The organism is Halorussus litoreus, from assembly GCF_003382685.1.
GTDB lineage: Archaea > Halobacteriota > Halobacteria > Halobacteriales > Haladaptataceae > Halorussus > Halorussus litoreus.
In genome coordinates this window covers 87090-109527 of record NZ_KZ859509.1, presented here as the reverse complement: position 1 = coordinate 109527, position 22438 = coordinate 87090, and the positions used below count along the sequence as shown (strand labels likewise).

Genomic DNA, 22438 nt, shown 5'->3' with positions numbered 1-22438 from the left:
TTTGGGGTAACAACCCTTGGGGGGCGGCGGGGGGCCGGGCGGGGGGGGGGGGCCCGCGACCGCAGTTGCCGCAGTTCCGCCTGTCCTTCCGCAGTTCCCCTCGCCCTTCCCCAGTCCCCTCACCCTTCCGCAGTTCCCCTCGCCCTTCCCCAGTCCCGACCGGTGCTTCCGCCACCCGACCGTTTATGTCAGACCACCGCGAACGAGACACAGCCATGGAGGTGAACTGTGAGGGATGTGCCGGCTGCTGCATCGACTGGCGAGCCATCTCCCCGGAGCCCAGCGACCACGAGCGCAGGGGACCGCGCCAACCGCTCGACGACGCGTACAACCTCGTGCCGCTGACGCGCGACGACGCCCGGGCGTTCCTCGACGCGGGACTGGCCGACGCGCTGACCCCGCGACTCTGGCGTGACGAAGACGGCGTCGAAGTCGACGGTATCCCTGTCTCTGCCGTCGACGGCAAGCCGGCGTTCTTCCTCGGCCTCCGTCGCGCACTCAAGCCCGTCGCCCCGTTCGGGACCGACCCGACGTGGCTCCCGACCTGCGCGTTCCTCGACCCGGCGACGCTCCAGTGTCGCATCCACGGTGCGGAGACCTACCCCGAGGAGTGTGCCGACTACCCGGGTCACAACCTCGAACTCGACGCGGAGACCGAGTGCGAGCGCGTAGAGGCCGCGTTCGGCGGCGAGCGCCTGCTGGACGACGACGCGCCCGAGAGCCTGTCGGTGTTCCTGCTCGGCCCGCAGGCGCTCGGCCAGAAGGTGTTCGTCTTCCCCGAGCCCGACCGGCTGGACGGCGTCGTTGCCCGCGCGGCGGACGGCGACCTCACCGCCGAGGACCGCGCGCTGTTCACCGCAGCTGCGATCTCGGCCGCGCCCGGGACGACGAACGTTGACCGCGACCGATTCGAAGCGGCGCTCGCCGAAGCCCGCGACGCCGACTCGTGGGTCGGGCGGGCCATCGCCGACTGGCGGGCGCGGGCCGACGGAACCGAAGGCGACGCAGTCGGTGCGTCCGCGCCCGATCCGTCGCTCGCCGAGCGCGTCGAGGACGACCGGGGCGCGCCCGCGACTCCGGGTTGGAACGCGGACGATTCGGACTCGAATTCGGAGCACTGAGCGTCGGAACTGCCTTTCGCGAGTCCGCGGAGGGGCGAATTCACTGGCCGTCTGAGTTATCGCGTCGATCGTCGGCAGAACAGGATCTCCCCGTTAACGGAACCTGTGCCCGCTCACTTCCCGGTCTTGATCTCCTCGAACTTGTCGAGGAGCGCTTCCGCGGAGTCGCCGGAGTCGTACTCTACGGAGCCGTGATACGTCGTCCGGTCGTCGTCCTCGCTGACTTCGACCGAGTTGTTCTTGCGTTCACGGCGCTCGTGTTCGTCTTCGTCATAGGCACCCATTGACATGACAACCACACTCATGGGTAAGAATCCGGCGGTAATGAATGTAACGGATAATCGCATTCTTTTCGCTCCCTGAAAACAGGTCAAAATTCCCGGGGCGTCTGCATCCGTGACACGTCGGTGTCTCACGTGGTAACCCCTCGACTCAAGAGAGACATCTCGACGCAAGAGGTAAACCCGTCGCGTGACAACTATCTCCCGTGGCGAGTCCGCTCCGCTTTCGCCGCTCTACGGAGCGGTGGACCGACGACAAGATCGAACGCGACCTGCTGAGCTCGCTGGACGAGAAGTTCGGCGCGCGCCTTCTGACGCCCCACTTCGTGGTTCCCTCCGGGTACGACGCCCATCGATTCGAGATCGACAATGGGGACTTCGCGCTGTTCATCTGGAACCCCGACGGTGGCGAGGCCTACTGGCTCGGCAACACCGAGACGCCCTCCGCGCTCTGGCGGACCGAGAAGTACACCTTCGACGAGATTCCGTACTCTGTCGCGCGGTGGGCCCAGCGCGAACTGCTCGCGGACCTCGCGGTCGAGGCCCCGTGGCTGGCCGAGTACGAGCATCTCGCGTGGTTCTTCCTTCCCGTGCTGTTCTCGAAGGACGGCAGACACTCCTCGCGGAAGTTCTTCCGCGAGCACGCGATGGGGTTTCCGGACGCGACCCGCGACGACGCCCTGCGGTTCTACGAGGGGTTCCTCTCGACGGGCGCGCTCGACGACTACCGGTACGAGATGGCGTCGAAGCTCGGCACCAGCCCGCAGGTCGACCCCGTGCGGATGGCGTCGGCGATGAGCGAGTTCACCGCGGCCAAACTGCTCGTGGACGCCGGCTACGAGGTCACGCCCGAAATCGAGGTGACGACGGGCCACTCGCTGGACTTCCGGGCCGACCTCCCCGCGGAGGCCGCGAGTTCGGACGGCGGTGGCGGCGTGCTGGTCGAGGTCACCCGACCCCGACCGCCGACGCGACGCAACGCCGACACGCCGGTCGCCGCGGTGCGCGAGACGGCCGAGACCAAGACCTCCGGACAACTCGACAAACACGGCGGCGGCGCGGTGCTGTTCGTGGACTGCTCGGGCTTCCGAGACGACGAGTGGGCCGCAGTGAAGGGCGAACAGCCGGAGGTTCGACACCGGCCTGCGGTGGTCTTCCGGGCGCGCCCGTTGGGCCACGTCGAGGCCTACAGCAAGGGCTCGGTGCCGCTGGATCTGGGCGGTGCTGTGGAGTGGGTGTAGGAACTGGCGAAAATCACCAGTCGGTCACGTGTCGGTATCCGTCGTCTCGTCTTTCGGTTCGGACACAGTTACTTTCCACGCTGGCGGACCGGTCTCTTTAAACGTGTATCCGATAGTGATTCCTATATTGATTCGATCTGGTAAGTTGTCGTAATAACTTACGTCCACTGTATCCCACTCGCGCCCGTCCAAGCGAATCTCGACGTGGTAGTTACTGGGTTCCGTCGGAAGCCCCTCGAACAACCCGCCACCGACTTGGAACTTCGCGTCGGGGTCGTTCGCTCCGAAGGTCTTCGACCGAAAGTAGACGGGTTCCATCGGCTCTTCCGACTCCTGATCGAAAATCAAGAGATGAACTGTGTGCGGTTCCTCGTGGTGATTAGTGACGTAAACACCGCTGATGATGGCTTCCGGCGGAGAACTGTTGGCGAACGCGCTACAGCCACTGATGAGTGCGAGTGCACCGGCTCCGGTAGATTGGAGGACGCGTCGCCTATCGGGCATCTCCATACAACGACACTCTACACTCGGAATAAATTAATAAATTTTCACTCTTGACCCAACGGCTGACGAGACGCAGTCGCGGTGTAGGTACTCGCAGGCTGTTCGCCGAGCGTCGACGTGCAGAAAATACCTCGGTTCGGCTGGAATCGCCCCAGCAACCGACCGCTGGAAACGTCGCGTCTCAGAAACTGACCTGTTCCGGACCGAAGGTCCCGAGCGTCGTCGGGTCGCGGTCGCTGTACCCCTTCCGGCCGATGGCTCCCTCGCCCACCGTACAGTAGAGGGTGGCCTCGGCCTCGCCGGGTGCGTGGAGGGTCTCGTCGTCGCCGCGTCGGAGTATCTCCCCGAGCGTCTCCGAGCCATTCGGCAGGTCGAGTTCGTAGTCGCCGTGTGAGTCAGCGAGTTGATTCGTCGTCGCCGGGTAGTCGTGTTGACGGAGTAACTCCGTCGCCTGTCGCAGGGACATCGACAGCACCTACACCAAAGTTAATGATAAACCTTTCCGGGGGATGCTACGGAGGTCCTTAAGGAATCTAAGGTCTCCCCAGAACGAAGCGCTTTCGGCGGGCCCCCGCGTTCTGGGGGTATGAGCGTCTTCGCGGACCTTCACGTCCACACGACCAACTCCGACGGCGAGATGGCGCTGTCGGAGGTACCCGAAGCCGCCCGCGACGCGGGCGTCTCAGTCGTGGCGATCACCGACCACGACCGCCTCCACCCCGAACTCCCCACGCCCGTCACTGCGTTCGAGGGCGTGACGGTGGTCCACGGCATCGAGTTGCGGGTCGAACCCCGGAGCGAAGACTACGAGAGCGACCAGTCCAGCGGGGGAAGCGACGGTCCCGGCGAGCGCGTCGACCTGCTGGGCTACGGTGCGACACCGACGCCCGAACTCGTCGACGAACTCGACCGCATCCAGCGGGACCGCAAGGAGCGCGGGCGAGCCATCATCGAGAGCGTCGAAGACCACCTCGGCGTGGACCTCGACCTCGAAGCGCGGGAGGGCCTCGGCAGGCCCCACGTCGCCCGCGCGGTGGTCGACCACGCCGAGACAGCATACGACGAGATCGGCGACGTGTTCGACGACCTCATCGCCGACGGTGGCCCCTGCTTCGTGGCGCGTGAGGTGACCTCGTTCGAGCGCGGCGTCGACCTCCTCTCGGACGCCTGCGGCCTCGTCGGACTGGCTCATCCGTATCGGTACGACGACCCGGAGGCCGCCCTCGAACTGACTCGCCACCTCGACGCTGTGGAGCGGTATTACCCCTACGACCGGGAGGTCGACCCCCGGCCGGTCGAGCGCGCTATCGCGGAATACGACCTCGTGCCCACGGGCGGGACCGACGCCCACGACGAGGTGCTCGGCCTCGCCGGGCTCTCACGCCCGGAGTATCGCCACTTCCGCTCGTCGGTGAGTCTGTAACACCGAATTTCGACTGCCTACTCTCGACTGTTCGATTTGAAACCTCGGCGCGCGCGAGCAACGCGCGCGAGGGAGGGGCGCGTTCATGCGCCCCGAGGCTGGGGAGGTCTGAGAGGCTGATGCGGTGCTGTGCGGTTGCGGTCGCGGTTGCGGTGTGGTCGCGGTGCGGTCACGCCGAGGCGCAAGCGATAGCTAGCGCACCCGCAACCCGCCACTCGAAATGACGGAAGTCACCGTGAAGCTAGCTACTGCCGATGCATAGGAGAATCCGCAACCGCACAGCACCGCAACCGCACAGCGACCGCGCCCCGTGCCTCCCCGCACCGTTCGCGCCAGCGGGCGCTCACGGTGCGCGTCCCGTGGTTGGTGGCAATTCGAGAAGCGATGGTTAGTGGCAGGCCACGAAACGGTGGTCGGCGGCAGGTCGCGAACTCGTGGCTGTCGAGAACGCGCGAAACTCATCAGTCCCGAATCGACGACCCGAACGCAGAACCTAAATTGCCGAACCACCTACCGACTGGTATGCGGTGTCACTACTGCGACCGGGACGCGTCGTTCGCGCCAGAGTTGAACGGCGTCCGAGTGGGGCTCTGTGACGTGCACTTCCGCGATCAGTTCGAGTACCTCGCGGAGACCGACGCGCTGGCGTACCTCCGACAGGAACTCGACGTGGAGAGATCAGACTAGCGCCAGAGGCGGGCGAGACAGAGCGCGAGCGCGACGAGCGCGCTCCCGACACCGAATCCCGGAACGCTGCGCGTCGATTCTCCCCGCGGTTCCGTTCCCCGTGGCGAGCCGATCCTCTCCGACGTATCGCTCTCCTGTGCAGGTACATCGGCGTCCGCTGTCGGTTCGCCCGTCGACTCGACCTCGGTCGACCCCGGACTCGTCGGTTCCCTCGTCCCGACGCTGGTCGACTGCGCCGCGGCCGCAGAACTCGTCGTTCGCGTCGAACTCGTCGTCTCCGTCCGACGAACGACCTTCAGAAGCCCGATGGCGGTTTCCCTGCCGTCGATTCCGGCGGACAGGTCGTACGTCCCCGTCGACAGCGTCGCGTTCGCGGCGCTCACGTTTACCGTCAGCAGCCGGTCGGCTCCGACGACTCTGACGGCACCCGCTCTATCTTCGAGCGCGTCCGAGTCGATCAGAAGTCCCGCGCTTCCGTCGCGGTCGTCGTCCCGTAGCGTCGCCTTCAGTCGGACGCCCTCGCCCGCGACGGTGACGTTGCCGACCGCGGCGTCGTCGAATTCGAGGCCGATTCGCACGGTACCGCCACGCTCGACGACCGGGAAGTCTGTGGAGAGGTAGACCGTCGGAGGCTCACCGACGAGCAGGAGGTCGGCATCCGCGGTTCGATTCGCTCTCACTGTGCGTTTCGCCTTCACTGCGCGAACGTGGAACGTGTGGTTGCCCCCGTCCGAGTAGTCGAACTCCGCGGGGATCGCGCCGTCCTCGCCGACGGTAACCCGAACCGCGCCGTCGGTCTGGTGTCCGCCGAAGATGTCTACCAGTTGGTTCGCGTTTAGTTCGTCTTCGGTGATCTCGACCACCGAGACGTCGCCAGCGACGGTGAGGTTCGTCCGGTACGGCCAGTCCGACACTCCGACGGCGTCGTCGGGGAACGCCGCGCAGAGGTTTCCTTCGTCCGGACAGTCTTGGGCGTCGGCGTGATTCGCGTCGCTGACGCCGCCCGCGACCGTTGCCGTCACGGTGAAGACGAGGACTGCAACCGCAACGACGCGGAGGGCTGTCGCTACCATTACGACCAAGATGTCCGCCGAAATAGAAGAAATTCCCGGTCAGGCCCGACCCGCGTCTACGTCGATGGCGTCTACCGGGCAGACGTCGACGCAGAGCATGCAGTCGATACACTGGGCCTCGTTCGCAGGGTCGGCCTTCTTCTCGCTCTCGGGATGGTCCGGGGAGTCCACCCACTCGAACACGTCGACCGGGCAGTCCTCCAGACACGCCCCGTCGGCGATGCAGAGGTCGAAGTCCACGGCGACGTGTGTGCCGTGGATGCCCAGCTTCTCCGGTTCCTCGACGGGGCCCCACACGTCGTGGCCCTCGTGGGTGTCTACCTTCTCGCGATTATCCTGAAACTGTGGGTCGATTGCCATTGTAGTTCACCTATCCGTCCTTCGGGGACCTGGTACTTAAAACACGGTCCTCTTCTTAAGCGTACTGGTCACCCCGACCGGTTTAGGTCGGGCTAAAAACGCGTGACGGGGCGGATTTGCCGACTTCGGCTCCGAACACGTTCGCGAGGTTTTAAGTGGTGTCATCTGCGCTCGTTCGTCGGATTCCCGAGCCCGTTCGCGGGGCGTCCGTCCCGAAACTGCACGGTTTCCGGCTCCAGTGCGGTTTTGTTCGTGCCCAGCGTGGGCTTCGGCATGGAACGAGTCCGCATCGACGAGGTCGACTCTCGAACCGGTCCCGCGGCGGTGAAGCGGCCCCTGACCGCGGCGCTCGACGCCAGCGACCTCGCACTGAACTACTACGAGCTTGCGCCCGGCGACAGCTTCGCGTTCGGCTACCACGCTCACGCCGATCAGGAGGAGGTGTTCTACGTCGAGTCCGGCAGCGTCACGAGACCGAGGACGGTGCGGTGGCGGTCGAGTCGGGCGAACTCGTCCGCTTCGCGCCCGGCGAGTACCAGCGTGGCGTCAACCGCGGCGACGAGCGCGTTGTCGCGCTCGCGCTCGGCGCGCCCAGGGAGAGCGGAGCGCTCGACCTCCAGCGCGACTGCGAGAACTGCGGCGAGCGAACGCCCAACAGCATCGAGCGTGCGCCGGACGGCGAGGCACTCGTGACGGTCTGCGAGGACTGCGGCGCGGAGACGGGGCGGTTCGACTAGTCGCGCTCGGAGTCCGGACAGCTCCTGCCTTGCGGACTCGGCCCGAAGCGGTTCCAGGCGACGCCGACCGCCGCGACCGTCACCACGGTCACCACTACCTGCACGACTCCTGCGCCCAGGCCGCCTGCAACCGCGCCGCTCGCCAGCGCCGCGCCGCCGACCGCCGCGCCGCCCACCGCAGTCGTACCGATGCAGCAGAGGCTCGCCACCCCGCCGAGTCCGAGGAGTCGCCACGGCACGTTGCGGTCGGTCATGCCAGACAGTTCTCCCGCCGGCCCTTTCGCTCTTTCGTCCGCAACGTTACAGCAATCGTTGCGAGGGACAGCACTCGCGCCGAGGGAATTGTGTACGCGAGGTTGCCGACGCGGGTAGCTTTTTGCCCGTCGGACGACACGAATCGGACATGCCGACAATCCCGAGTCCCGGTCTCGGCACGTCCGGGAACGACGACGCCGACCAGTGCGCCGAAACCGTCAGGACTGCGCTCGAAATCGGCTATCGCCACCTCGACACCGCCCAGATGTACGACAACGAGGCCGCCGTGGGTGAGGGTATCGCCGCGAGCGAGGTCCCCCGCGACGACGCGTTCCTCGCGACGAAGATCCACCCGTCGAACCTCGCGCCCGGGGACGTTCGCGAGACGACCGCCGAGAGCCTCGACAGGCTCGGCGTCGACTCCGTCGACCTGCTGTACGTCCACTGGCCAACGGGGGCCTACGACGCCGAGGAGACGCTCCCCGTCTTCGACGAACTGCGCGAGGCGGGGACGACCCGCCACGTCGGCGTGAGCAACTTCACGACGGACCTGCTCGACGAGGCCGACGAGATCCTGGACAGCCCTATCGTCGCGAATCAGGTGGAGATGCACCCGCTGCTCCCCCAGAGCGACCTGCTCGACTACTGTCGGGAGCGCGAGATCACCGTGGTCGCGTACGCACCGCTGATGCAGGGCGAGGCGGGCGAGGTGGACGCGCTGGCCGACATCGGCGAATCCCACGACACCACGCCGGAGGCCGTCAGCCTCGCGTGGCTCGAACAGCGCGACGGCGTGGTCCCGATTCCGAAGGCCACTGGCGAGGCCCACCTCCGGGCCAACTTCGACGCGCCGGAACTCTCGGCGTCGGAGGTCGAACGTATCGACGCCATCGAGGAGCGCGAGCGACTCGTCGACCCCGACGGCGCGGCGTGGAACCGAGACGGCTGATATCGTCGAAAGAGAGCCCGGTGCGTGCCACGGATTACGGATTCGTCTCGCCGGCGACCCGAGCCAGCAACCGAACGAGCGCCTCCGAGAGTCGCCAGACCAGCGTGGCGCAGACGACCCCGGTCGCCAGAAACACCAGTCCCAGCCAGAAGATGACGCCGAACTGAAGTTCAGTGAGGAGCCCCACTGCCAGCCCCGCGACGAGGCCGCCGCCGATCAGGACGCCCGCTCCCTTCAGCGCGAAGCGTTGCCACGGGTTGAAGCCGAGCCGGTCCTCGCGTCCCAGCAACGAGGGGAGACTGACGCCGACCGCGGCCAGCCCGAGCGTCAGGACGATTATCACGCCGCCGATAAGCCCTGCCATGCCGTGGGCGAACCCGTCGCTTTCGGGCGGTGGCGGCGGCATCGACGCCAGTTGGAGCACCGTCGCGACCGCGATTCCGAGGCCGGCCACCACGAAGACGACGCGGACGGCGGCCAGAAGCGCAGATATCGTTCTGGAGGGCATCACGCCTCCTGTTGTGCGAACGACGGGATAAGCTTTCGGCAGCAGGTCGCAGTTTCGGGAGTAGCGCGCTCGGAACCGACGCGGAGCCGTCCCGAACCAGCGGAGCCGTCCCGAATCAGACCAGTTTTGTACTCGGAACGACACACACCGAGTCGTGCCGCGGTTCGACTACCCCTGTCCCGACTGCCGGACCACCACCAGCCTCCACGGGCCCGACTGCGAGTTCGAAGGCGCGTCGTGGTCCGATATCGAGAAGGCCTACACCGACATCGTGGCAGTCCTGTCGGGCGACCCGCTGCCGGCGGACGCGCTCCCCGAGGCGGTTCACGGCCGGTGGAGCGAACTCCATCGGGGCGCGCTCGACCGCCTCCAGCACGAGCAGCGCGTGATGGAGACCGACGGGGGCCAACTCGAACTGCTGACCGCCGCCGACTACAAGGAACACGTCACCGACCCCACGATAGAGCCCATCAAGACGGTCGCAGAGAAGGGGTCGGTGCCCGGCGCGCACGACAACGCCGTGTTCGCCATGATCGCGTGGTACGAGATGGTCGGCCTCTCGTGGGACGAGACCCGCGAGCGCGTGGTCGACTGGCTCCACGAGACCGGCACGTGGACCCGCGGCGGCTTCGAGGAGTCGACGCCCGAGGAACTGGTCGACAAGAAGCGCCACGTCTACGAGTCGGGCTACGGCTGGAAGGAGAAGGCCGAGGCGGCGAAGGCGGTCGTCGACCGGAGCCTGTGAGGGCCGACCGGAGCCTATGAGTTGGGGACCGCTCGCGGAGACGATTCCCAGTTAGCTCGCCGAGACTTTCGCACGTTTTCTGAGTCTGCAACTGTGGATGCCCCCTTTTTGTACCCGGTGTAGATGTTCCAGTCGTCAGCCGTACAGCCTGCGAATCTACGGCGGAACACGATATCCACGATGCTACGAGACACACCACGGCGAGCCGTCGAGTTCGTCACGAACCACAACAGAATCGTCGTCGTCCTGATGTTGCTATTGACTGCCGGCGTCGCGGGCGGGATCACCAAGCTCGAGATGCAGAACTCCGGGCAGGTCAACAGCGACGCGGTCGGCGACACGGAGATCGCACAGAAGAGCGACTACATCCAGGAACACTACGGCCAAGAGGAAGACGGGGAGGGGTCCTCGATCAACACGACGCGGTCGACGGTGTACGTCAGAAGCGAGGGCGCCAACGTCCTCTCGAAGCAGTCGCTGCTCGAATCCCTGCGCTATCAACGCGACGTCCGGGACAACGAATCTGTCGCCGCGGCGCTTGCCGGCGAGAACGCAGCCCTCGGCGTCTCGAACGTGGTCGGAGCGCGGGCCGCTGGTGACCGGAACGCCGACCTCGACGCCCAGATCGAGGCGCTCGAAGCGCTGAGCGACGACGAGGTGGCCGACCTCGTCGCGGCGACGCTCACCGAGGGCTCGCAGTCCCTCCAGCTCATGCCGAACGACTACGAGCCCGGGAGCACCACTGCCGAGGGCCGCCGGATGATCTTCACGTTCGAGGCCGGCACCGCCACGAACGGGCTGCCGCAGCCCCCCGCTGACGCACAGCGGGCGCTGTACGAGGGTGCGAACGAGTACGGAGCGGCCGGTGAGTCCGGGACGGCTGCCGACGAGTCCGAGGCAGCTGACGAGTCCGAGACGGCCACAGCCGCCGCGGGCGTCGAGTACTTCACCATGGGGCAGTTCGCCTCCCAGTCGTACTACGAGCAGATCAACACCGACACGATAGAGCTCATTCTGCCCGCGGCGCTGCTGTTCATCCTCGGCGTTCTCGGGTTTGCGTACCGCGATCTTGCGGACGTGCTCGTCGGCTTCGTCGGCGTCGTCGTCTCGGTGCTGTGGATGTTCGGCATCCTCGGCTGGCTGTCGGTCCCCGCGGGGATGACCCTCATCATCGGCCCCGTGCTCGTCACCGGGCTCAGCATCGACTACGGCCTCCACGTGTTCATGCGGTACCGCGAGCAGCGCGGCCCCGACGAGGGCGTCCGCGAGCCGATGGGCCGGGCGCTGTCGTCGGTCGGCGTCGCGTTCGTGCTCGTCACCATCACCGCGGCGGTCGGCTTCCTCGCGAACCTCACGAACCCCTTCGGGATGATCCGAGACCTCGGCGTGGGCATCACGCTCGGCGTGGTCTCGGCGCTGGTCGTGTTCACCACGCTCGTCCCGGCGCTGAAGGTGAGCGTCGACGGCCTGCTCGAACGGGTCGGATTCGACCGACAGAAGACCGCGCTCGGACACGGTCGATATCTCCGGCCGATGCTCGGCGCTGGCGTCACCGCCGCGCAGAAGGCCGCGCCGCTGGTGATCGTCGTCGCGCTCGTCGCCGGTGCCGGCGGCGCGATGGCGTGGACCGACATCGACCGGCAGGCCTACCAGACCTCTTCGGACGTCGCCGAGTGGAAGACCGAACTCCCCGAACCGCTGGCGTGGGAGGCGACCGACGACCCGTACCACGCGAACCAGCAGTACGTCACCGAGGCGTACCAGTCGACGAACGAGAATCGGCGCACGACCTCGATACTCGTCGAGGGTGACGTGACCGACCCGGCCGCGCTCGACCGGGTCGCGGCCGGGGTCGAGGACGCCCAGACCCGCGACGCCGCGTTCGAGCGCGACGGGCGCGTCCGGGTCGTCTCGGTCCTGTCGGTCATGGAGTCGACCGCCGCGACCGACGAGCAGTTCGCCGCGACGCTGAGCGAGGCCGACACCGACGGCGACGGCGTCCCCGACCGGAACGTCGAGGCGGTGTACGACGACCTCCACGCCACGGCTCCCGAGCAGGCCGGGCAGGTCCTCGAACGAACCGACGGGGAGTACCGGTCGCTCCGCATGCTCGTCCCGGTCGAGCAGGGGCTCGAAGTCGACGTGCGCGCGGAGGCGATGCACGGCATCGCCGGAACCGTCGCGGACGACGAGACGGTGACCGCCACCGCAGTCGGGCAGGCCACCTTCGAGAACGCCGAACTCGGCCAGCTCGCGGACGGTATCTTCCGGACGATGCTGATCGCGCTCGGGGTCATCGCGGTCGTCCTCGCAGCCGTCTACCGGCTCACCGAGGGGAGCGCGACCCTCGGCGCGCTCACGGTCGTTCCCATCGCGCTCGTCGTCGGGCTGGTCCTCGGCGGGATGTACCTCACCGGGACGCCAATCACGCTGGTCACCGCGCTGCTGATGAGTCTCATCATCGGACTGGGCGTCGACTACAACATCCACATCAGCGACCGGTTCGCCCAGGAACTCGACCGGGGCCACGACCCGGTGACCGCGCTGCGCACGGCGGTCACGGGAACCGGCGGCGCCCTGCTCGGGAGCACTCTCACCTCGGGCGGTGCCTTCGCCACGCTGCTCCTGCACGTCAGCCCGCAGATCCGCGGGTTCGGCATGCTGGTGGTGCTCGGGCTGTCGCTGTCGTTCGTCGTGAGCGTGTACGCCTTCCCGAGCATGCTCCTGCTATGGAGTCGCCGCGTCGACGTGGCGGGGGGGGGGGGCCCCCCCGCCCCCCCCCCCCCCCCCCGCCACGGCGGGCGACTGACTGGTCGGCTCGCTCTCGATCCTCGCTGGTCGATCACCTGTTTCGGCCCTCCCATCGCTTTCGGTTCCCCTGTCGCTTCGGCCCTCCCACCGCTTTCGGTTCCCCTGTCGCTTCGGCCCTCCCATCGCTTTCGGTTCCCCTGTCGCTTCGGCCCTCCTTCGACTGTTCTCACCGTTCGATTGCCGACGCAGACGCTACGAGAACGAAACTCCACTGCGAGGACGGAGATAACTGCAGGTAGTCGCTCTGGCGGAACGTGGTTTCAGTCGCTCTGGATGCGCGGGGCGAGCATGAACGTAACGTTGCCCTGGCCCTCCGCGATGTCGAAGTGGAGCTTGACGGGGAACTCCTCGCCGAGCTCGACCGTGACCTCGGCGTCTTTCGGGATGGCCTTGTTCATGTCCTTGAGGTAGTCGAGGCTGAACAGCGACCGGGCGTCGCCCGCGGTGAGGTCGATGAGGTCGTCGCGGTCGAGTTCGAGGCGCACGTCGTCGGTGTCGCCCTCGGCCTCCACCACGAACGTCTCGGCGTCGGCGTCGACGGCGAGCGCGATGTGGTCGCTCACCATGTCGGCGGCCGTGACCGAGCGGTCGATGTCCGCACCCTCGACGACGATCTCGGCCGGGAGGTCGAGGTCCGGGATGTCGGGCTCCTGTCGGATGGAGTCGGGGTCGATGAGCGCGAGGGTGTACTCCAGCCCGTCGATCTGGATGTGGAGCTTGCGGGTCTCCTCGTCGAGTTCGAGGTGGACCGGCTGGTCGCCGCTCGCCATGCCCGCGATGTCCTCGAGTCGGTCGAGGTTCACGCCGATGATACCGCCGTCAGCCTCGTAGGACTCGAACGCCGCTTCGGAGAGCGCGAGATCGACCATCCCCACGTTCGCGGGGTCGACTGCACGGATTTCGAGGCCGTCCTCGTTCAGGTGGATCTTGCACTCGTCCACCAGCACGCCCACGGAGTCGATGGTGTCCTTGAGCGTGTCGGCGCTCACGATAGCCTTAAACATCTTGGCAAGTGGTACGAACCCCCGGCATAAAAAGTCACTCGTTCGGGCGCGTGCGCGTGGGGAATCGACGAAAAACGCGCGACTCCAGTTCGGCGAGCCGTGGCGATCACAGTCCCGATTCGACGAGCTTCGGTCGTCGCTACGTCCGGTAGCTTTTTGCGTCGGGTGACTCTACTAATAGTCGAAAATGACTTCAGATTCGGAACGCGACTGCCTGAACGTCGAGTCCAACTCCGAACTGCCGGAGGTTCTCGACGCGGACGAACACGGGCCGATTCGACTCGCGTTCTACGATGAGCGCGTTAGCGACGACGACGCGTTCGTGATGCCTGCCCCGGAAAACTCCGATTAGGAGTACGGCCGTGCAGACGTTACAGTCTTCAATAACTGGTTCTTTCCGTAGGTCGTTTCGAGCAGTCCGATCATCTCCTCGATGATAGCATTGCACTTCTGACCGCTACTCTCGACTATTGGTCGAAGGACGAGCGCGTCACCGGAAACGTCGTAGAAGAACGTTTGGAACTTAGGATTGTTTCCACCCCATTTCCCGTGACGTCGAAGACTGCTGAGGGGCATACCCACTGCGGGATTCGCTTTGTTTCTCGGTGAAACGACGTTCACTCCGATCAGACCCCGGTGATGGATGCAGTGGCGCACCCCGATTAGCTTCGGAACTTCGTGTCGAACCGGGTCGCAATCCCGGATTCGAATATCGAACTCGTCGCTGGTCCGCTGGACGAGTTCGCCGAGCATGTGCAGGAGGCTCGCGTACCGATACGTCGCCCACTCGCACTCGTTTAGTTCCCGGCGAAGTTCGTGTTGGCCCGCGTACGTCTGCCGGTAGCTCCGGATGCAGGTGTCGAAGTCAGTAATCGCGTCCCGACGAGCCTCGTGGAGCTTCGACTGGAGGCTCTCGAACTCGACGAGTCGACGCGCGGCGAGCGCGATATCTTCTCCCGACACTCGCGTCGAAATAGTCGATAACGGTAAATAAATTCATCGCCTCTGATTCGGGTAGGAGCGGCTCGGACGGGGTCAGAACAAACGAAGCGCGTAAACCCCTCGCCGAACTATCTACGTTCAATTGAATGAGTCACAAGGACCACTACTACAACAAGGCCAAACAGGAAGACTACCGCTCGCGGGCCGCCTACAAGCTCAAGCAGATCGACCGCGAGGAGGACCTCCTCCACGAGGGCAAGACGGTCGTCGACCTCGGCGCTGCCCCCGGCGGCTGGCTACAGGTCGCCGCCGAGGAAGTCGGCGAGCAGGGCACCGTCATCGGCGTGGACCTCCAGCGCATCGACGCCATCGACGGCGTGGACACGGTCCGGGGTGACATGACCGAGGAGCCCACCAAAGACGAGGTCCGCGAGGTCGCCGGCGAGACGGTCGACGTGGTGCTGTCGGACATGGCCCCGAACATGACCGGCGAGTACAGCGTCGACCACGCCCGGTCGGTCCACCTCGCCCGGCAGGCGTTCGAGACCGCGCTCGACGTGCTCGACACCGGCGGGGACTTCGCGGTGAAGGTGTTCGAGGGTCGGGACCTCGACGACCTCCGCGAGGACATCGACGAGGAGTTTCAGTACGTCCGGACGCTTCGGCCCGACGCCTCCCGCGATTCGTCCTCGGAGCTCTACCTCGTCGCCAAGGGGCGGACGACCGCGCCAGTTAGCGAGGGTGAGACGCTGGAGGTCGACATCGTCGACGAGGGCTCGGAGGGCGACGGCGTCGCGAAGGTCGACAACTACACGCTGTTCGTCCCCGGCGCATCCGAGGGCGAGACTGTCGAAGTCGAGATCACCGAGATCAAGCCGCGGTTCGGGTTCGCCGAGGTCGTCTGACGCGCTGCCCTGACGCTACTGACGTCGGTCATCCTCTGTTTTCCGTTCTACTTCTCGTGAGCGAGTCGTACTGACTGCCGAAGCCGTAGACGAGGACGGCGGCGATGCTAATCCCGACACCGACGGCGAAGTGCAGAGCTAGCATCTCGTACGGCGAGGTGACGACGGCGCTCGATTTGACCCACGCGAAGTACGCGCGGCGGAGCGCCTCGTCGTACCAGTACGGAACCACGAACCCGGCGAGGCTAGTGAGGCCCACGCTGACGGGCCACAGGAGACGCGCCGACCGCTCGCAGTCCGACGACCGCGCGCGGTCGTCGGACTGCGAGCGGCCGCGCCGGGCCGCGTCCGCGTACACGACTACCGAGGTGACCAGTCCGACGACGACTCCGGCAGAGAGGAGTAGCGGACCGGCAGAGAGGAGTAGTGGACCGGCAGAGAGGACTATCGGACTCACGGTTTTCTTTCGAAGCGGTGGGTCTAAACTCGGACGGTTCGACTTTCTTCCGTTCACCCTAACCGCGAGATTCAGCAGTGCAGCTGGCCGAGTGAGTCACGCGCTCGGCATCGGCCGAGCGCGTGACTCACTCGCCGCGAGCACCTGACTTACTCGCCGGTTCGATTCCGGGCCTCGTCGAGCCACGAGGGGTCCTCGACGGTCGTCTCGCCCACGTCGTAGATGTCCATCGACAGTCGGGTGGTGGACCGCTGGCCCTGACTGGTGGCCGCCAGCTCGACCGTCATCGAGTGGACGACCCCCTGCTCGTCCACGAGGAGGGTCGCGTTGTAGTCGACCAGATTCGCCGACTCGTTGTCGGTCGCCGTGCTCCCGTCGGCTTCGAGCACGACGAGCGTCGTGCCGTTCACCTCCCGGACGTCGGTGGGCGTGGCGTTCGCCATCCCGGCGAATTGGTCGAGGTAGCTCGCACCGGAGTACGACGCCGGGACGAGCTGCATCGCCGTGGGCGTCCGCTCCTGGGCGTCGTAGGTCACGCCGTCGTCTGTGGCGACTCTCGTGTACCGCGTCTCGGGCGTCAGGTACATCGAGGTCTGCTGGCCGCTCGCGTTGGTGTCGGCCCGGATATTGTCGCGGTCCGCGCCGACCGCGGCATCGATCCGGATGGACTGGTTGATCGACGAGGCGTTCACGCTGGCGTCGACGGTGAGGCCGAAGCTCTCGTTTTCGAGCGCTTCGCTGTGGGCGGTCGAGAGCGCCGAGACGTTGGTTCCGTTCTCGGACACGCCGTCGGGGTACGAGACGTCGTCGAGCGTCGGTTCGTCGCCGCCCGGAAGCCCGCCGGTGCAGCCGGCGAGGGCGACGAGACAGCAGATCGCGAGTAACTGGAGGGCTCTGTGTCGCATGCGACTCTACGGTTCGACAGCACGAGGAAATGGGTGTCGGTCTCGGTCGCCGACGGCTGCCGGCGAAATCGCAGTCGCCCGTCGTCTCCAGCGGCGGGGATTCAGTCCGCGGTCTGCGGGCTCGCCTCGACCGACTCGCGCGACCGGAGGAAGCCGACCACGGCGTAGACGAACGGCGTGTCGACCACGGCGATGAGCAGCTTCAGGACGTACTGGCCGACGACCAGTCCGAGCAGGGCGTTCAGGCCCATCGCGTCGGCGCCGCGGAGCGCGGGCACGACGGCGAAGCCGACGAACACGAAGATGAACGAGTCGATCAACTGGCTGCTCGCGGTCGAGCCGACGTTCCGGAGCCAGAGGTGCTCGCCGTCGGTCCGCTCGCGGATGCGGTGGAAGACGTACACGTCCCAGTTCTGGCTCACGACGTAGGCCAGCAGGCTCGCGACCACGATGTTGAGGCTCGCGCCGAGCACCGTCTCGAACGTCGCGGGGTCGACCTCGGTGAACGGCGCGGCAGGCGCGGCGATGGTCGAGTACACCAGCGCGAGTAAGACGAAGTTCATCGCGAAGCCGACGTTGACCATCTTGTGAGCCTCGCGCGGGCCGTATAGTTCGGAGTAGCAGTCCGACGCGAAGAACGTCAGCGCGTACGCCAGCGCCGCGCCGGGCATCGCGAGCAGCGCGCCGGTGAACGGCAACTCGAACGGGATGGAGAAGCCCAGCAGCTTCGACGCGGTGAGCTGTGCGGTCACCAGCGCGGTGACGAACAGCGCGATGAGCGCGATGCGGCCGAGCCCGAGCGGCGCGGTGTCCTGATATTCTCCTGCGGTGCTCTCACTCATCGTCCAGCCTCCCGTGGCGCTCGTCGATCTCGTCGAGCACGTCCAGCATCTTCCGGACGGACGCCCGGACGGCCTCGCTCCGGTTGACGAACTTCCCCTCCTCGCCGACGTGCTCGTCGAGGTCCGAGAGGAGTTCGTCGGGCACTTCAACGCTTATCTTGCTCATACTCGGGTATTATCCAGTGGCAGTTTAAAGCGTTCGGGATTTCGATGCGCGGCCAGTTCTCGCTCGTAGAGGTTGCCCCTCTACCCACTTGCGAACGCTGACTCGTCTTTCCAGCCCGGCGCGCGCTGCGCGGCGCGTTTATGCGCCGCGCAAAGCGCGCGAGGGACGAGGACCGCAACGCAGTGAGGACCGCAGGAGGCTGGGGAGGTGTGAGGCTCGCGGTCGCGGTGCGGTCTCTCCGATGCATCGGCAGTAGCTAGCTTCATCGACGCTTCCACGCTTTTCACTCGACAGAAAAACTGAGGGCAGATTGCGTTCGCTTATCGCCGTCCACCCAGCGACACCAGCCATAGTACGCCGAGCCCGAAGCCGTACGCCAGCGACAGCGGGATAGCGATGAGGAACATCGTGTAGAGGCTGTCGGGCGTGAGCAGGCCCGCGGCCGCGAAGATGGCGATGGTGACCTCTCGCCAGCGGCCCCGCATGGTCTCGAACGAGATGATGCCGCCGGCGCGGAACAGCCACATCGTGAGCGGGACGTCGGCCAGCAGCCCGATTCCGGCCGTGGTGAAGAACACCAGCCAGAAGAAGTTGCTGACCCGGTAGGAGATGATCATCTCGGCGCGCACGGCGTCGGCGACCAGCCACGAGATGATGCGCGGGGCGACCAGCGAGTAGCCCAGCGCGCTCCCGGCGACGAGACCGACCGCGATGGTGCCGGCCCAGAGGCCGAACACGCCCCGGTCGCCCGAGGCGAGGCCGCGCTCCTTCATCGCGGGCCACGCCCAGTACAGCAGGACCGGGAGGATGGCGACCAGCGCGAGCAGGGTCGAGATCTTGACCTCGAACACCAGCGCCTCGACGGGGTGGAGCACGACGATGTTCAGGATCTCCTCGCTCGACCCCGGCTCGGGACGGACCTCTGCGGGGATCCGCTCGAGGAAGTCCTTGCGGATGTAGCCGATGCCCCCGCTGTAGAGGAACATGAACACCGCCGCGAGGACGGTCATGAAGATGCCGACGAGCCAGAACATCTTCGAGGTGAGGCTCTCGAGGATGAACCGGATGTCGTAGTACCAGCCGCCGATGTCCTCCTCGGTGGTCTCCTCTTCGGTGAACGCGTCCGCCATGCCTGCGGCGGTGCTCTCGAAGAGCCCGGAGTCGTCCTCGGCTTCCTGCGCGCTCTCGGCAGTCGGCTGCTTCGCCGCGTCCTCGGCCAGCGGTGCCTCGCCCTCGCCGGGCGCGGACTCGATTGCGTCGCCCGCCGACGCTCCCGCCGCTGCGTCGGCGGCGTCGCCGGCTTCGCCCTCCGCATTTGTCTCACTACCTTCCTCGCCTTCCTCCTCGTCGGGGTGGAGTTCGTCCCAGCGGTCGAGGATGGCCTGAGCCTTCTCGGCCTCGTCTTCGTCCATCGCCTGCCGGGCGCGGTCGACCGCCTCGGCTTCCTCCATCTCGGCGAAGACCTCCGGCGGTGCGGCCCGTACCGCGCCGGCGTCGAGGTTCTCGATGTCGATGTCGGCCGGCGCGCCCGCGCTCGGCGCGTGTTCGGCCGCCAGCTCGGTCAGCGCGTACGAGAGGTAGTAGAGGAACGCCGCGACGAACGCGACGAACGCGGCAGCCCCGGCAGCCACGAGAATGGCCTCGCCACGGGGCAGGCCGAGCAGTTCCTCGATCGGCGGAATCGCGTACCCGAGCGAGTCGAGGACGCTCTCGTTGACGGCCGCGAAGCCGGCCTCCGTGAAGAACAGCCGGACCGCGAGGAACGCCAGCGCGGGGACGCCGAGCATCCGGATCCAGTTGTCCAGCACCACGTCGCGCAGTGCGAGCCCCTGGCTCCCGCGCTTGAGCGTCACGACCACCTTCGTCAGGTAGAGGCTGAACGCGTACAGCAGGATGAGCGGCGTCGCCCACATGATCTGGGTGAACGGGTCCGGGGGCGACGCGAGCGCGCCGAACAGGAAGATGCCCAGGATGGCGTAGCGCCACTTGTCCCGGAACGTCTCGTAGGGCACGATACCGGTGTACCCCAGCGCGCTCATCGCCAGCGGGAGTTCCGCGGCCAGCCCGAACGACAGCGAGAGGAACAGGATGAACTCCGTCCACTTCACGATGGAGTAGTTGGTCTGGAACCCCGCGGTGATCGCGTTGTCCGCGAGGAACTGGAACATCAGCGGGAAGAAGACGAAGTAGCCGTAGAGGATGCCGCCGAAGAACAGCGCGAAGACGAGCAGGGCCAGCACTGCCATCTTCCACCGGGCCATGGGAGCTTCCGGGTACCACGACCGCTCGCGGAACGAGTCTCGGGAGTAGTACAGCAACACCGGGAGCGCGACGAGGATCCCGGCAACGAGGCCGATCTTCGCCTGCAACAGGATGACGTCGAACGGCGTCACCGCCACGATGTTGATGCTCTCGGCGACCTCGTCGGACATCTGGGCGGTGGTGATCTCCTTGAGGAACGGCCAGCCGACGCCACGAAGCGCGTAGAAACAGCCGAGGAACCCGAGCAGGAAGACGATGAACACCTTCCGAAGGTGGTCCTGCGCCGTCGAGAGCATCGCTCCGATGGTCTCGCGGCCGCTGTTGACGGCGCGCGCGGTGTCCTCGTCGACGATGCTACCTCCGGTTCCGGACATTCTTTGGAGGTGGTAGCCGTGTCGTAGTTATCAATCTTCTCGTAGCGTCGGTCACAGAAGACCTATAAGAACCGGAGAGCTTAGACCCACTGGATGGCTGACGAATCGGAGGCGACCGCCAGCAACCTCTCACCGGCCGAGGAGTCCGGGGCCCACCGCGACATCGACAACCCGGCTCCCCAGGGGATCGACGACCCTCCGGGACACGGTCGGCCGGACGAGCCGCTGGAGGACGAGGAGATGCCGCTGGCCGACCACATCGAGGAGATGATAAAGCGGCTGGCGGTCGTCATCGTCGTCGCGGGAGTCGTCACCGCCTTCGGGCTCCCGGTCGCCGAGCGGGTCATCAACTTCCTCTGGTACAACATCATCCCGCTCGACCAGCTCGGCGACGAGGCCCGGCCCCGCATCTACCACCCGCTCGCGCTGGTGCTGACCGAACTCAAGGTCGCCAGTCTCGCGGGCGTCATCGTCGCGCTCCCGGTGTTCGTCTACGAAACGTACCTGTTCATGAAGCCCGGCCTCTACCCCCACGAGCGCCGGTACTACCTCGCGGCGGTTCCCACGAGCCTCGTGCTGGCGTTCGTCGGCGTGAGCTTCGCGTTCTACCTCGTGCTCCCCGCGATCTTCACGTACTTCATCTACTACACCGACGACGTGGCAATCCTCGCCTTTGGCCTCACGAAGACGTTCAACCTCATCCTGATGCTGATGGGGTATCTCGCGGTCGTGTTCCAGATCCCGCTGTTCATCATGCTCGCCATCATGATGGGGCTGACGACCCGCCAGTGGCTTGCAGACCGGCGGCTGCTGTTCTGGGGCGCGTTCCTCGGCATCTCGTTCCTGTTCACGCCGGACCCGACCGGGATGGCCCCCATTCTCGTCACGGTGACCATGATCACGCTGTTCGAGGGGACCCTGTTCCTCCTGAAGTGGACCGGGAACTGAGCCTCATGGCGGTCAGCGAAACTGACCCGTCCGGTTTCGACGGGTGAAGCAACCCACTTCCTGGCGGATGGAAGGGCGAGGCGCGGTCGCGTTCACTGCAGTCGTCTCAGCGACCCCTCTCTGAGTGAGCGTAGCGAACGAGGAGATGTCGCTGAACGACCGCGACCGCGCCGAGGGCTTTCGAGGGCCCGACGCCCGTACTCCGTTCACCGGAACGCTGCGAACTGCTACGACGCCAACATTTATTCTCGCAGACTGCGGAGCGGCCGATGTGACCGACGTCCCCGCGTCCCACGATTTAGCTCCCGACGCCCCGCGCGAGCGCCAGACGCTCCGACTTCCGGAGCCGAAACTCGACTCGCTCCGCGAGTGGGCCGTCGAGGGCACCGCGCTCACGGCCGCGGCTCGGGTTCGCGACCCCGACGGACGAACCGCGCTCGTCAAAAATCGGTGGTCCGACGGCTGGATCCTCCCCGGCGGCGCGGTCGAACCGGGCGAATCCCCGACGGAAGCCGCCAGACGGGAGGTCCGCGAGGAGACGGGCCTCGACGCGACCGTCGGCGAGCCGGTGGTCGTCCTCGACCAGTCGTACGTCGCCGAGGGTGACGGGAAGCAGCACTTCACCGCGCGCTACGTGGTGTACGCGGCGCGAGCCGAGGGCGAGATTCCCGACGCGTCGCAGTTGGGCACCTCCGAGGACGAGATCGAGGCGGCCCGGTGGTTCGAGACGCTTCCGGCGGCGCTCCACGACGGCGACCTGTTGCGGCCGTACCTTTGATTCGGACCGAGGTACAACGCCCCGTTTCCGCGCCCGTAATCGGCGTATAACTAAGGTGGACTACTCTCAACGTACTGGTAGCGTTCGCGCCTGCCACATAGCTCGCGTGCCAGCAGCTACGTACCGCAGTTCGCGTGCCAGCAAACTGCCACCCGAGGTG

Annotated in this window: 24 protein-coding genes and 2 pseudogenes; 12 read left to right on the top strand and 14 right to left on the bottom strand. The window is 66.3% G+C overall.

The window, feature by feature from the left end:
• Positions 1-215 precede the first annotated feature (215 nt).
• Positions 216-1121, top strand: a complete 906-nt coding sequence (locus tag DPQ64_RS04620; RefSeq protein ID WP_115863183.1) for a YkgJ family cysteine cluster protein — start codon at positions 216-218, stop codon at positions 1119-1121.
• Between the two features lie 113 nt (positions 1122-1234).
• Here the strand turns inward: DPQ64_RS04620 and DPQ64_RS18575 are convergent, their stop codons facing one another.
• Positions 1235-1411, bottom strand: coding sequence for a DUF5786 family protein (locus tag DPQ64_RS18575; protein ID WP_232820485.1), 177 nt, complete (start codon positions 1409-1411; stop codon positions 1235-1237).
• Between the two features lie 197 nt (positions 1412-1608).
• On the opposite strand from DPQ64_RS18575, the gene DPQ64_RS04615 reads away from it, so the two are divergent.
• Positions 1609-2643, top strand: a complete 1035-nt coding sequence (locus DPQ64_RS04615) for a DUF5784 family protein (protein WP_115863182.1) — start codon at positions 1609-1611, stop codon at positions 2641-2643.
• 24 nt (positions 2644-2667) lie between these two features.
• Here DPQ64_RS04615 and DPQ64_RS04610 read toward each other — a convergent pair whose 3' ends face one another.
• Together DPQ64_RS04610 and DPQ64_RS04605 are read right to left on the bottom strand one after the other, a co-directional pair.
• Positions 2668-3153, bottom strand: a complete 486-nt coding sequence (locus tag DPQ64_RS04610; RefSeq protein ID WP_115863181.1) for a hypothetical protein — start codon at positions 3151-3153, stop codon at positions 2668-2670.
• A gap of 175 nt (positions 3154-3328) precedes the next feature.
• The gene (locus DPQ64_RS04605) at positions 3329-3613 is read right to left on the bottom strand and encodes a DUF5789 family protein (protein ID WP_115863180.1); all 285 of its coding nucleotides are present in this window, start codon (positions 3611-3613) and stop codon (positions 3329-3331) included.
• Between the two features lie 120 nt (positions 3614-3733).
• Between DPQ64_RS04605 and DPQ64_RS04600 the strand changes: the two genes are divergently transcribed.
• The gene (locus DPQ64_RS04600) at positions 3734-4570 is read left to right on the top strand and encodes a PHP domain-containing protein (RefSeq protein ID WP_115863179.1); all 837 of its coding nucleotides are present in this window, start codon (positions 3734-3736) and stop codon (positions 4568-4570) included.
• 522 nt (positions 4571-5092) lie between these two features.
• Complete coding sequence (locus DPQ64_RS19120; protein WP_198662007.1) at positions 5093-5257, top strand: DUF6757 family protein; 165 nt, start codon at positions 5093-5095, stop codon at positions 5255-5257.
• Here the strand turns inward: DPQ64_RS19120 and DPQ64_RS04595 are convergent.
• The gene (locus DPQ64_RS04595) at positions 5254-6330 is read right to left on the bottom strand and encodes a hypothetical protein (protein WP_115863178.1); all 1077 of its coding nucleotides are present in this window, start codon (positions 6328-6330) and stop codon (positions 5254-5256) included. The genes DPQ64_RS19120 and DPQ64_RS04595 overlap by 4 nt on opposite strands.
• A gap of 39 nt (positions 6331-6369) precedes the next feature.
• Positions 6370-6690 (bottom strand): 4Fe-4S dicluster domain-containing protein, encoded by a 321-nt coding sequence (locus tag DPQ64_RS04590; protein ID WP_115863177.1) that lies wholly within the window; start codon positions 6688-6690, stop codon positions 6370-6372.
• 273 nt (positions 6691-6963) lie between these two features.
• Between DPQ64_RS04590 and DPQ64_RS04585 the strand changes: the two are divergent.
• A pseudogene (locus DPQ64_RS04585) lies at positions 6964-7427 on the top strand (cupin domain-containing protein).
• Here DPQ64_RS04585 and DPQ64_RS04580 read toward each other — a convergent pair.
• On the bottom strand, positions 7424-7681 hold the full coding sequence (locus tag DPQ64_RS04580) for a hypothetical protein (RefSeq protein WP_198662006.1): 258 nt from the start codon (positions 7679-7681) through the stop codon (positions 7424-7426). The pseudogene DPQ64_RS04585 and the gene DPQ64_RS04580 sit on opposite strands and share 4 nt — an antisense overlap.
• A 149-nt stretch (positions 7682-7830) precedes the next feature.
• Here DPQ64_RS04580 and DPQ64_RS04575 point away from each other — a divergent pair, with 149 nt between their 5' ends.
• The gene (locus tag DPQ64_RS04575) at positions 7831-8631 is read left to right on the top strand and encodes an aldo/keto reductase (RefSeq protein WP_115863176.1); all 801 of its coding nucleotides are present in this window, start codon (positions 7831-7833) and stop codon (positions 8629-8631) included.
• A gap of 34 nt (positions 8632-8665) precedes the next feature.
• Here DPQ64_RS04575 and DPQ64_RS04570 read toward each other — a convergent pair whose 3' ends face one another.
• On the bottom strand, positions 8666-9139 hold the full coding sequence (locus DPQ64_RS04570) for a hypothetical protein (protein ID WP_115863175.1): 474 nt from the start codon (positions 9137-9139) through the stop codon (positions 8666-8668).
• Between the two features lie 154 nt (positions 9140-9293).
• Here DPQ64_RS04570 and DPQ64_RS04565 point away from each other — a divergent pair, with 154 nt between their 5' ends.
• Together DPQ64_RS04565 and DPQ64_RS19485 are read left to right on the top strand one after the other, a co-directional pair.
• Positions 9294-9884: a DUF7474 family protein gene (locus DPQ64_RS04565; RefSeq protein WP_115863174.1), complete on the top strand. Its 591-nt coding sequence runs from the start codon at positions 9294-9296 to the stop codon at positions 9882-9884.
• A gap of 123 nt (positions 9885-10007) precedes the next feature.
• Positions 10008-12617 (top strand): annotated as a pseudogene (locus DPQ64_RS19485) (efflux RND transporter permease subunit); the annotation flags it as partial.
• 338 nt (positions 12618-12955) lie between these two features.
• Here DPQ64_RS19485 and DPQ64_RS19480 read toward each other — a convergent pair.
• The gene (locus tag DPQ64_RS19480) at positions 12956-13699 is read right to left on the bottom strand and encodes a DNA polymerase sliding clamp (RefSeq protein ID WP_115863173.1); all 744 of its coding nucleotides are present in this window, start codon (positions 13697-13699) and stop codon (positions 12956-12958) included.
• A 187-nt stretch (positions 13700-13886) separates the two neighbouring features.
• On the opposite strand from DPQ64_RS19480, the gene DPQ64_RS18570 reads away from it, so the two are divergent.
• Entirely contained in the window at positions 13887-14051 is a 165-nt protein-coding gene (locus DPQ64_RS18570; protein WP_157971583.1) for a hypothetical protein, read from the top strand.
• Here DPQ64_RS18570 and DPQ64_RS04550 read toward each other — a convergent pair.
• Positions 14048-14662, bottom strand: coding sequence for a hypothetical protein (locus DPQ64_RS04550; protein ID WP_115863172.1), 615 nt, complete (start codon positions 14660-14662; stop codon positions 14048-14050). The genes DPQ64_RS18570 and DPQ64_RS04550 overlap by 4 nt on opposite strands.
• A gap of 125 nt (positions 14663-14787) precedes the next feature.
• Here DPQ64_RS04550 and DPQ64_RS04545 point away from each other — a divergent pair, with 125 nt between their 5' ends.
• Positions 14788-15546, top strand: a complete 759-nt coding sequence (locus tag DPQ64_RS04545) for a 23S rRNA (uridine(2552)-2'-O)-methyltransferase (protein ID WP_115863171.1) — start codon at positions 14788-14790, stop codon at positions 15544-15546.
• A gap of 28 nt (positions 15547-15574) precedes the next feature.
• Here the strand turns inward: DPQ64_RS04545 and DPQ64_RS04540 are convergent, their stop codons facing one another.
• From DPQ64_RS04540 to DPQ64_RS04520, 5 genes are all read right to left on the bottom strand, one after another.
• Entirely contained in the window at positions 15575-16003 is a 429-nt protein-coding gene (locus tag DPQ64_RS04540; protein WP_115863170.1) for a hypothetical protein, read from the bottom strand.
• 149 nt (positions 16004-16152) lie between these two features.
• Positions 16153-16908 carry a DUF7537 family lipoprotein gene (locus tag DPQ64_RS04535; RefSeq protein ID WP_115863169.1) on the bottom strand — a complete coding sequence of 252 codons (756 nt, stop codon included), beginning with the start codon at positions 16906-16908 and terminating at the stop codon, positions 16153-16155.
• Between the two features lie 101 nt (positions 16909-17009).
• Positions 17010-17750, bottom strand: a complete 741-nt coding sequence (locus tag DPQ64_RS04530; protein ID WP_115863168.1) for a queuosine precursor transporter — start codon at positions 17748-17750, stop codon at positions 17010-17012.
• The gene (locus tag DPQ64_RS04525) at positions 17743-17916 is read right to left on the bottom strand and encodes a ribbon-helix-helix domain-containing protein (protein WP_115863167.1); all 174 of its coding nucleotides are present in this window, start codon (positions 17914-17916) and stop codon (positions 17743-17745) included. Before DPQ64_RS04525 ends, DPQ64_RS04530 begins: the two co-directional genes overlap by 8 nt.
• Before the next feature lie 320 nt (positions 17917-18236).
• Positions 18237-20552: a twin-arginine translocase subunit TatC gene (locus DPQ64_RS04520; protein ID WP_115863166.1), complete on the bottom strand. Its 2316-nt coding sequence runs from the start codon at positions 20550-20552 to the stop codon at positions 18237-18239.
• A 93-nt stretch (positions 20553-20645) separates the two neighbouring features.
• Here DPQ64_RS04520 and tatC point away from each other — a divergent pair, with 93 nt between their 5' ends.
• Together tatC and DPQ64_RS04510 are read left to right on the top strand one after the other, a co-directional pair.
• On the top strand, positions 20646-21500 hold the full coding sequence (gene tatC, locus DPQ64_RS04515; protein ID WP_115863165.1) for a twin-arginine translocase subunit TatC: 855 nt from the start codon (positions 20646-20648) through the stop codon (positions 21498-21500).
• A 271-nt stretch (positions 21501-21771) separates the two neighbouring features.
• A complete protein-coding gene (locus DPQ64_RS04510; RefSeq protein ID WP_232820483.1) occupies positions 21772-22278 on the top strand; it encodes an NUDIX hydrolase in 507 nt (168 codons plus the stop codon).
• Positions 22279-22438 lie beyond the last annotated feature (160 nt).

What these genes read in the sequence shown, in the direction of transcription:
- DPQ64_RS04620 (WP_115863183.1), top strand. Translation starts at nt 216, where the DNA reads ATGGAGGTGAACTGTGAGGGATGTGCCGGCTGCTGCATCGACTGGCGA.
- DPQ64_RS18575 (WP_232820485.1), bottom strand. Translation starts at nt 1,411, where the DNA reads ATGTCAATGGGTGCCTATGACGAAGACGAACACGAGCGCCGTGAACGC.
- DPQ64_RS04610 (WP_115863181.1), bottom strand. Translation starts at nt 3,153, where the DNA reads ATGGAGATGCCCGATAGGCGACGCGTCCTCCAATCTACCGGAGCCGGT.
- DPQ64_RS04605 (WP_115863180.1), bottom strand. Translation starts at nt 3,613, where the DNA reads ATGTCCCTGCGACAGGCGACGGAGTTACTCCGTCAACACGACTACCCG.
- DPQ64_RS04600 (WP_115863179.1), top strand. Translation starts at nt 3,734, where the DNA reads ATGAGCGTCTTCGCGGACCTTCACGTCCACACGACCAACTCCGACGGC.
- DPQ64_RS19120 (WP_198662007.1), top strand. Translation starts at nt 5,093, where the DNA reads ATGCGGTGTCACTACTGCGACCGGGACGCGTCGTTCGCGCCAGAGTTG.
- DPQ64_RS04595 (WP_115863178.1), bottom strand. Translation starts at nt 6,330, where the DNA reads ATGGTAGCGACAGCCCTCCGCGTCGTTGCGGTTGCAGTCCTCGTCTTC.
- DPQ64_RS04590 (WP_115863177.1), bottom strand. Translation starts at nt 6,690, where the DNA reads ATGGCAATCGACCCACAGTTTCAGGATAATCGCGAGAAGGTAGACACC.
- DPQ64_RS04580 (WP_198662006.1), bottom strand. Translation starts at nt 7,681, where the DNA reads ATGACCGACCGCAACGTGCCGTGGCGACTCCTCGGACTCGGCGGGGTG.
- DPQ64_RS04575 (WP_115863176.1), top strand. Translation starts at nt 7,831, where the DNA reads ATGCCGACAATCCCGAGTCCCGGTCTCGGCACGTCCGGGAACGACGAC.
- DPQ64_RS04570 (WP_115863175.1), bottom strand. Translation starts at nt 9,139, where the DNA reads ATGCCCTCCAGAACGATATCTGCGCTTCTGGCCGCCGTCCGCGTCGTC.
- DPQ64_RS19480 (WP_115863173.1), bottom strand. Translation starts at nt 13,699, where the DNA reads ATGTTTAAGGCTATCGTGAGCGCCGACACGCTCAAGGACACCATCGAC.
- DPQ64_RS18570 (WP_157971583.1), top strand. Translation starts at nt 13,887, where the DNA reads ATGACTTCAGATTCGGAACGCGACTGCCTGAACGTCGAGTCCAACTCC.
- DPQ64_RS04545 (WP_115863171.1), top strand. Translation starts at nt 14,788, where the DNA reads ATGAGTCACAAGGACCACTACTACAACAAGGCCAAACAGGAAGACTAC.
- DPQ64_RS04535 (WP_115863169.1), bottom strand. Translation starts at nt 16,908, where the DNA reads ATGCGACACAGAGCCCTCCAGTTACTCGCGATCTGCTGTCTCGTCGCC.
- DPQ64_RS04530 (WP_115863168.1), bottom strand. Translation starts at nt 17,750, where the DNA reads ATGAGTGAGAGCACCGCAGGAGAATATCAGGACACCGCGCCGCTCGGG.
- DPQ64_RS04525 (WP_115863167.1), bottom strand. Translation starts at nt 17,916, where the DNA reads ATGAGCAAGATAAGCGTTGAAGTGCCCGACGAACTCCTCTCGGACCTC.
- DPQ64_RS04520 (WP_115863166.1), bottom strand. Translation starts at nt 20,552, where the DNA reads ATGTCCGGAACCGGAGGTAGCATCGTCGACGAGGACACCGCGCGCGCC.
- tatC (WP_115863165.1), top strand. Translation starts at nt 20,646, where the DNA reads ATGGCTGACGAATCGGAGGCGACCGCCAGCAACCTCTCACCGGCCGAG.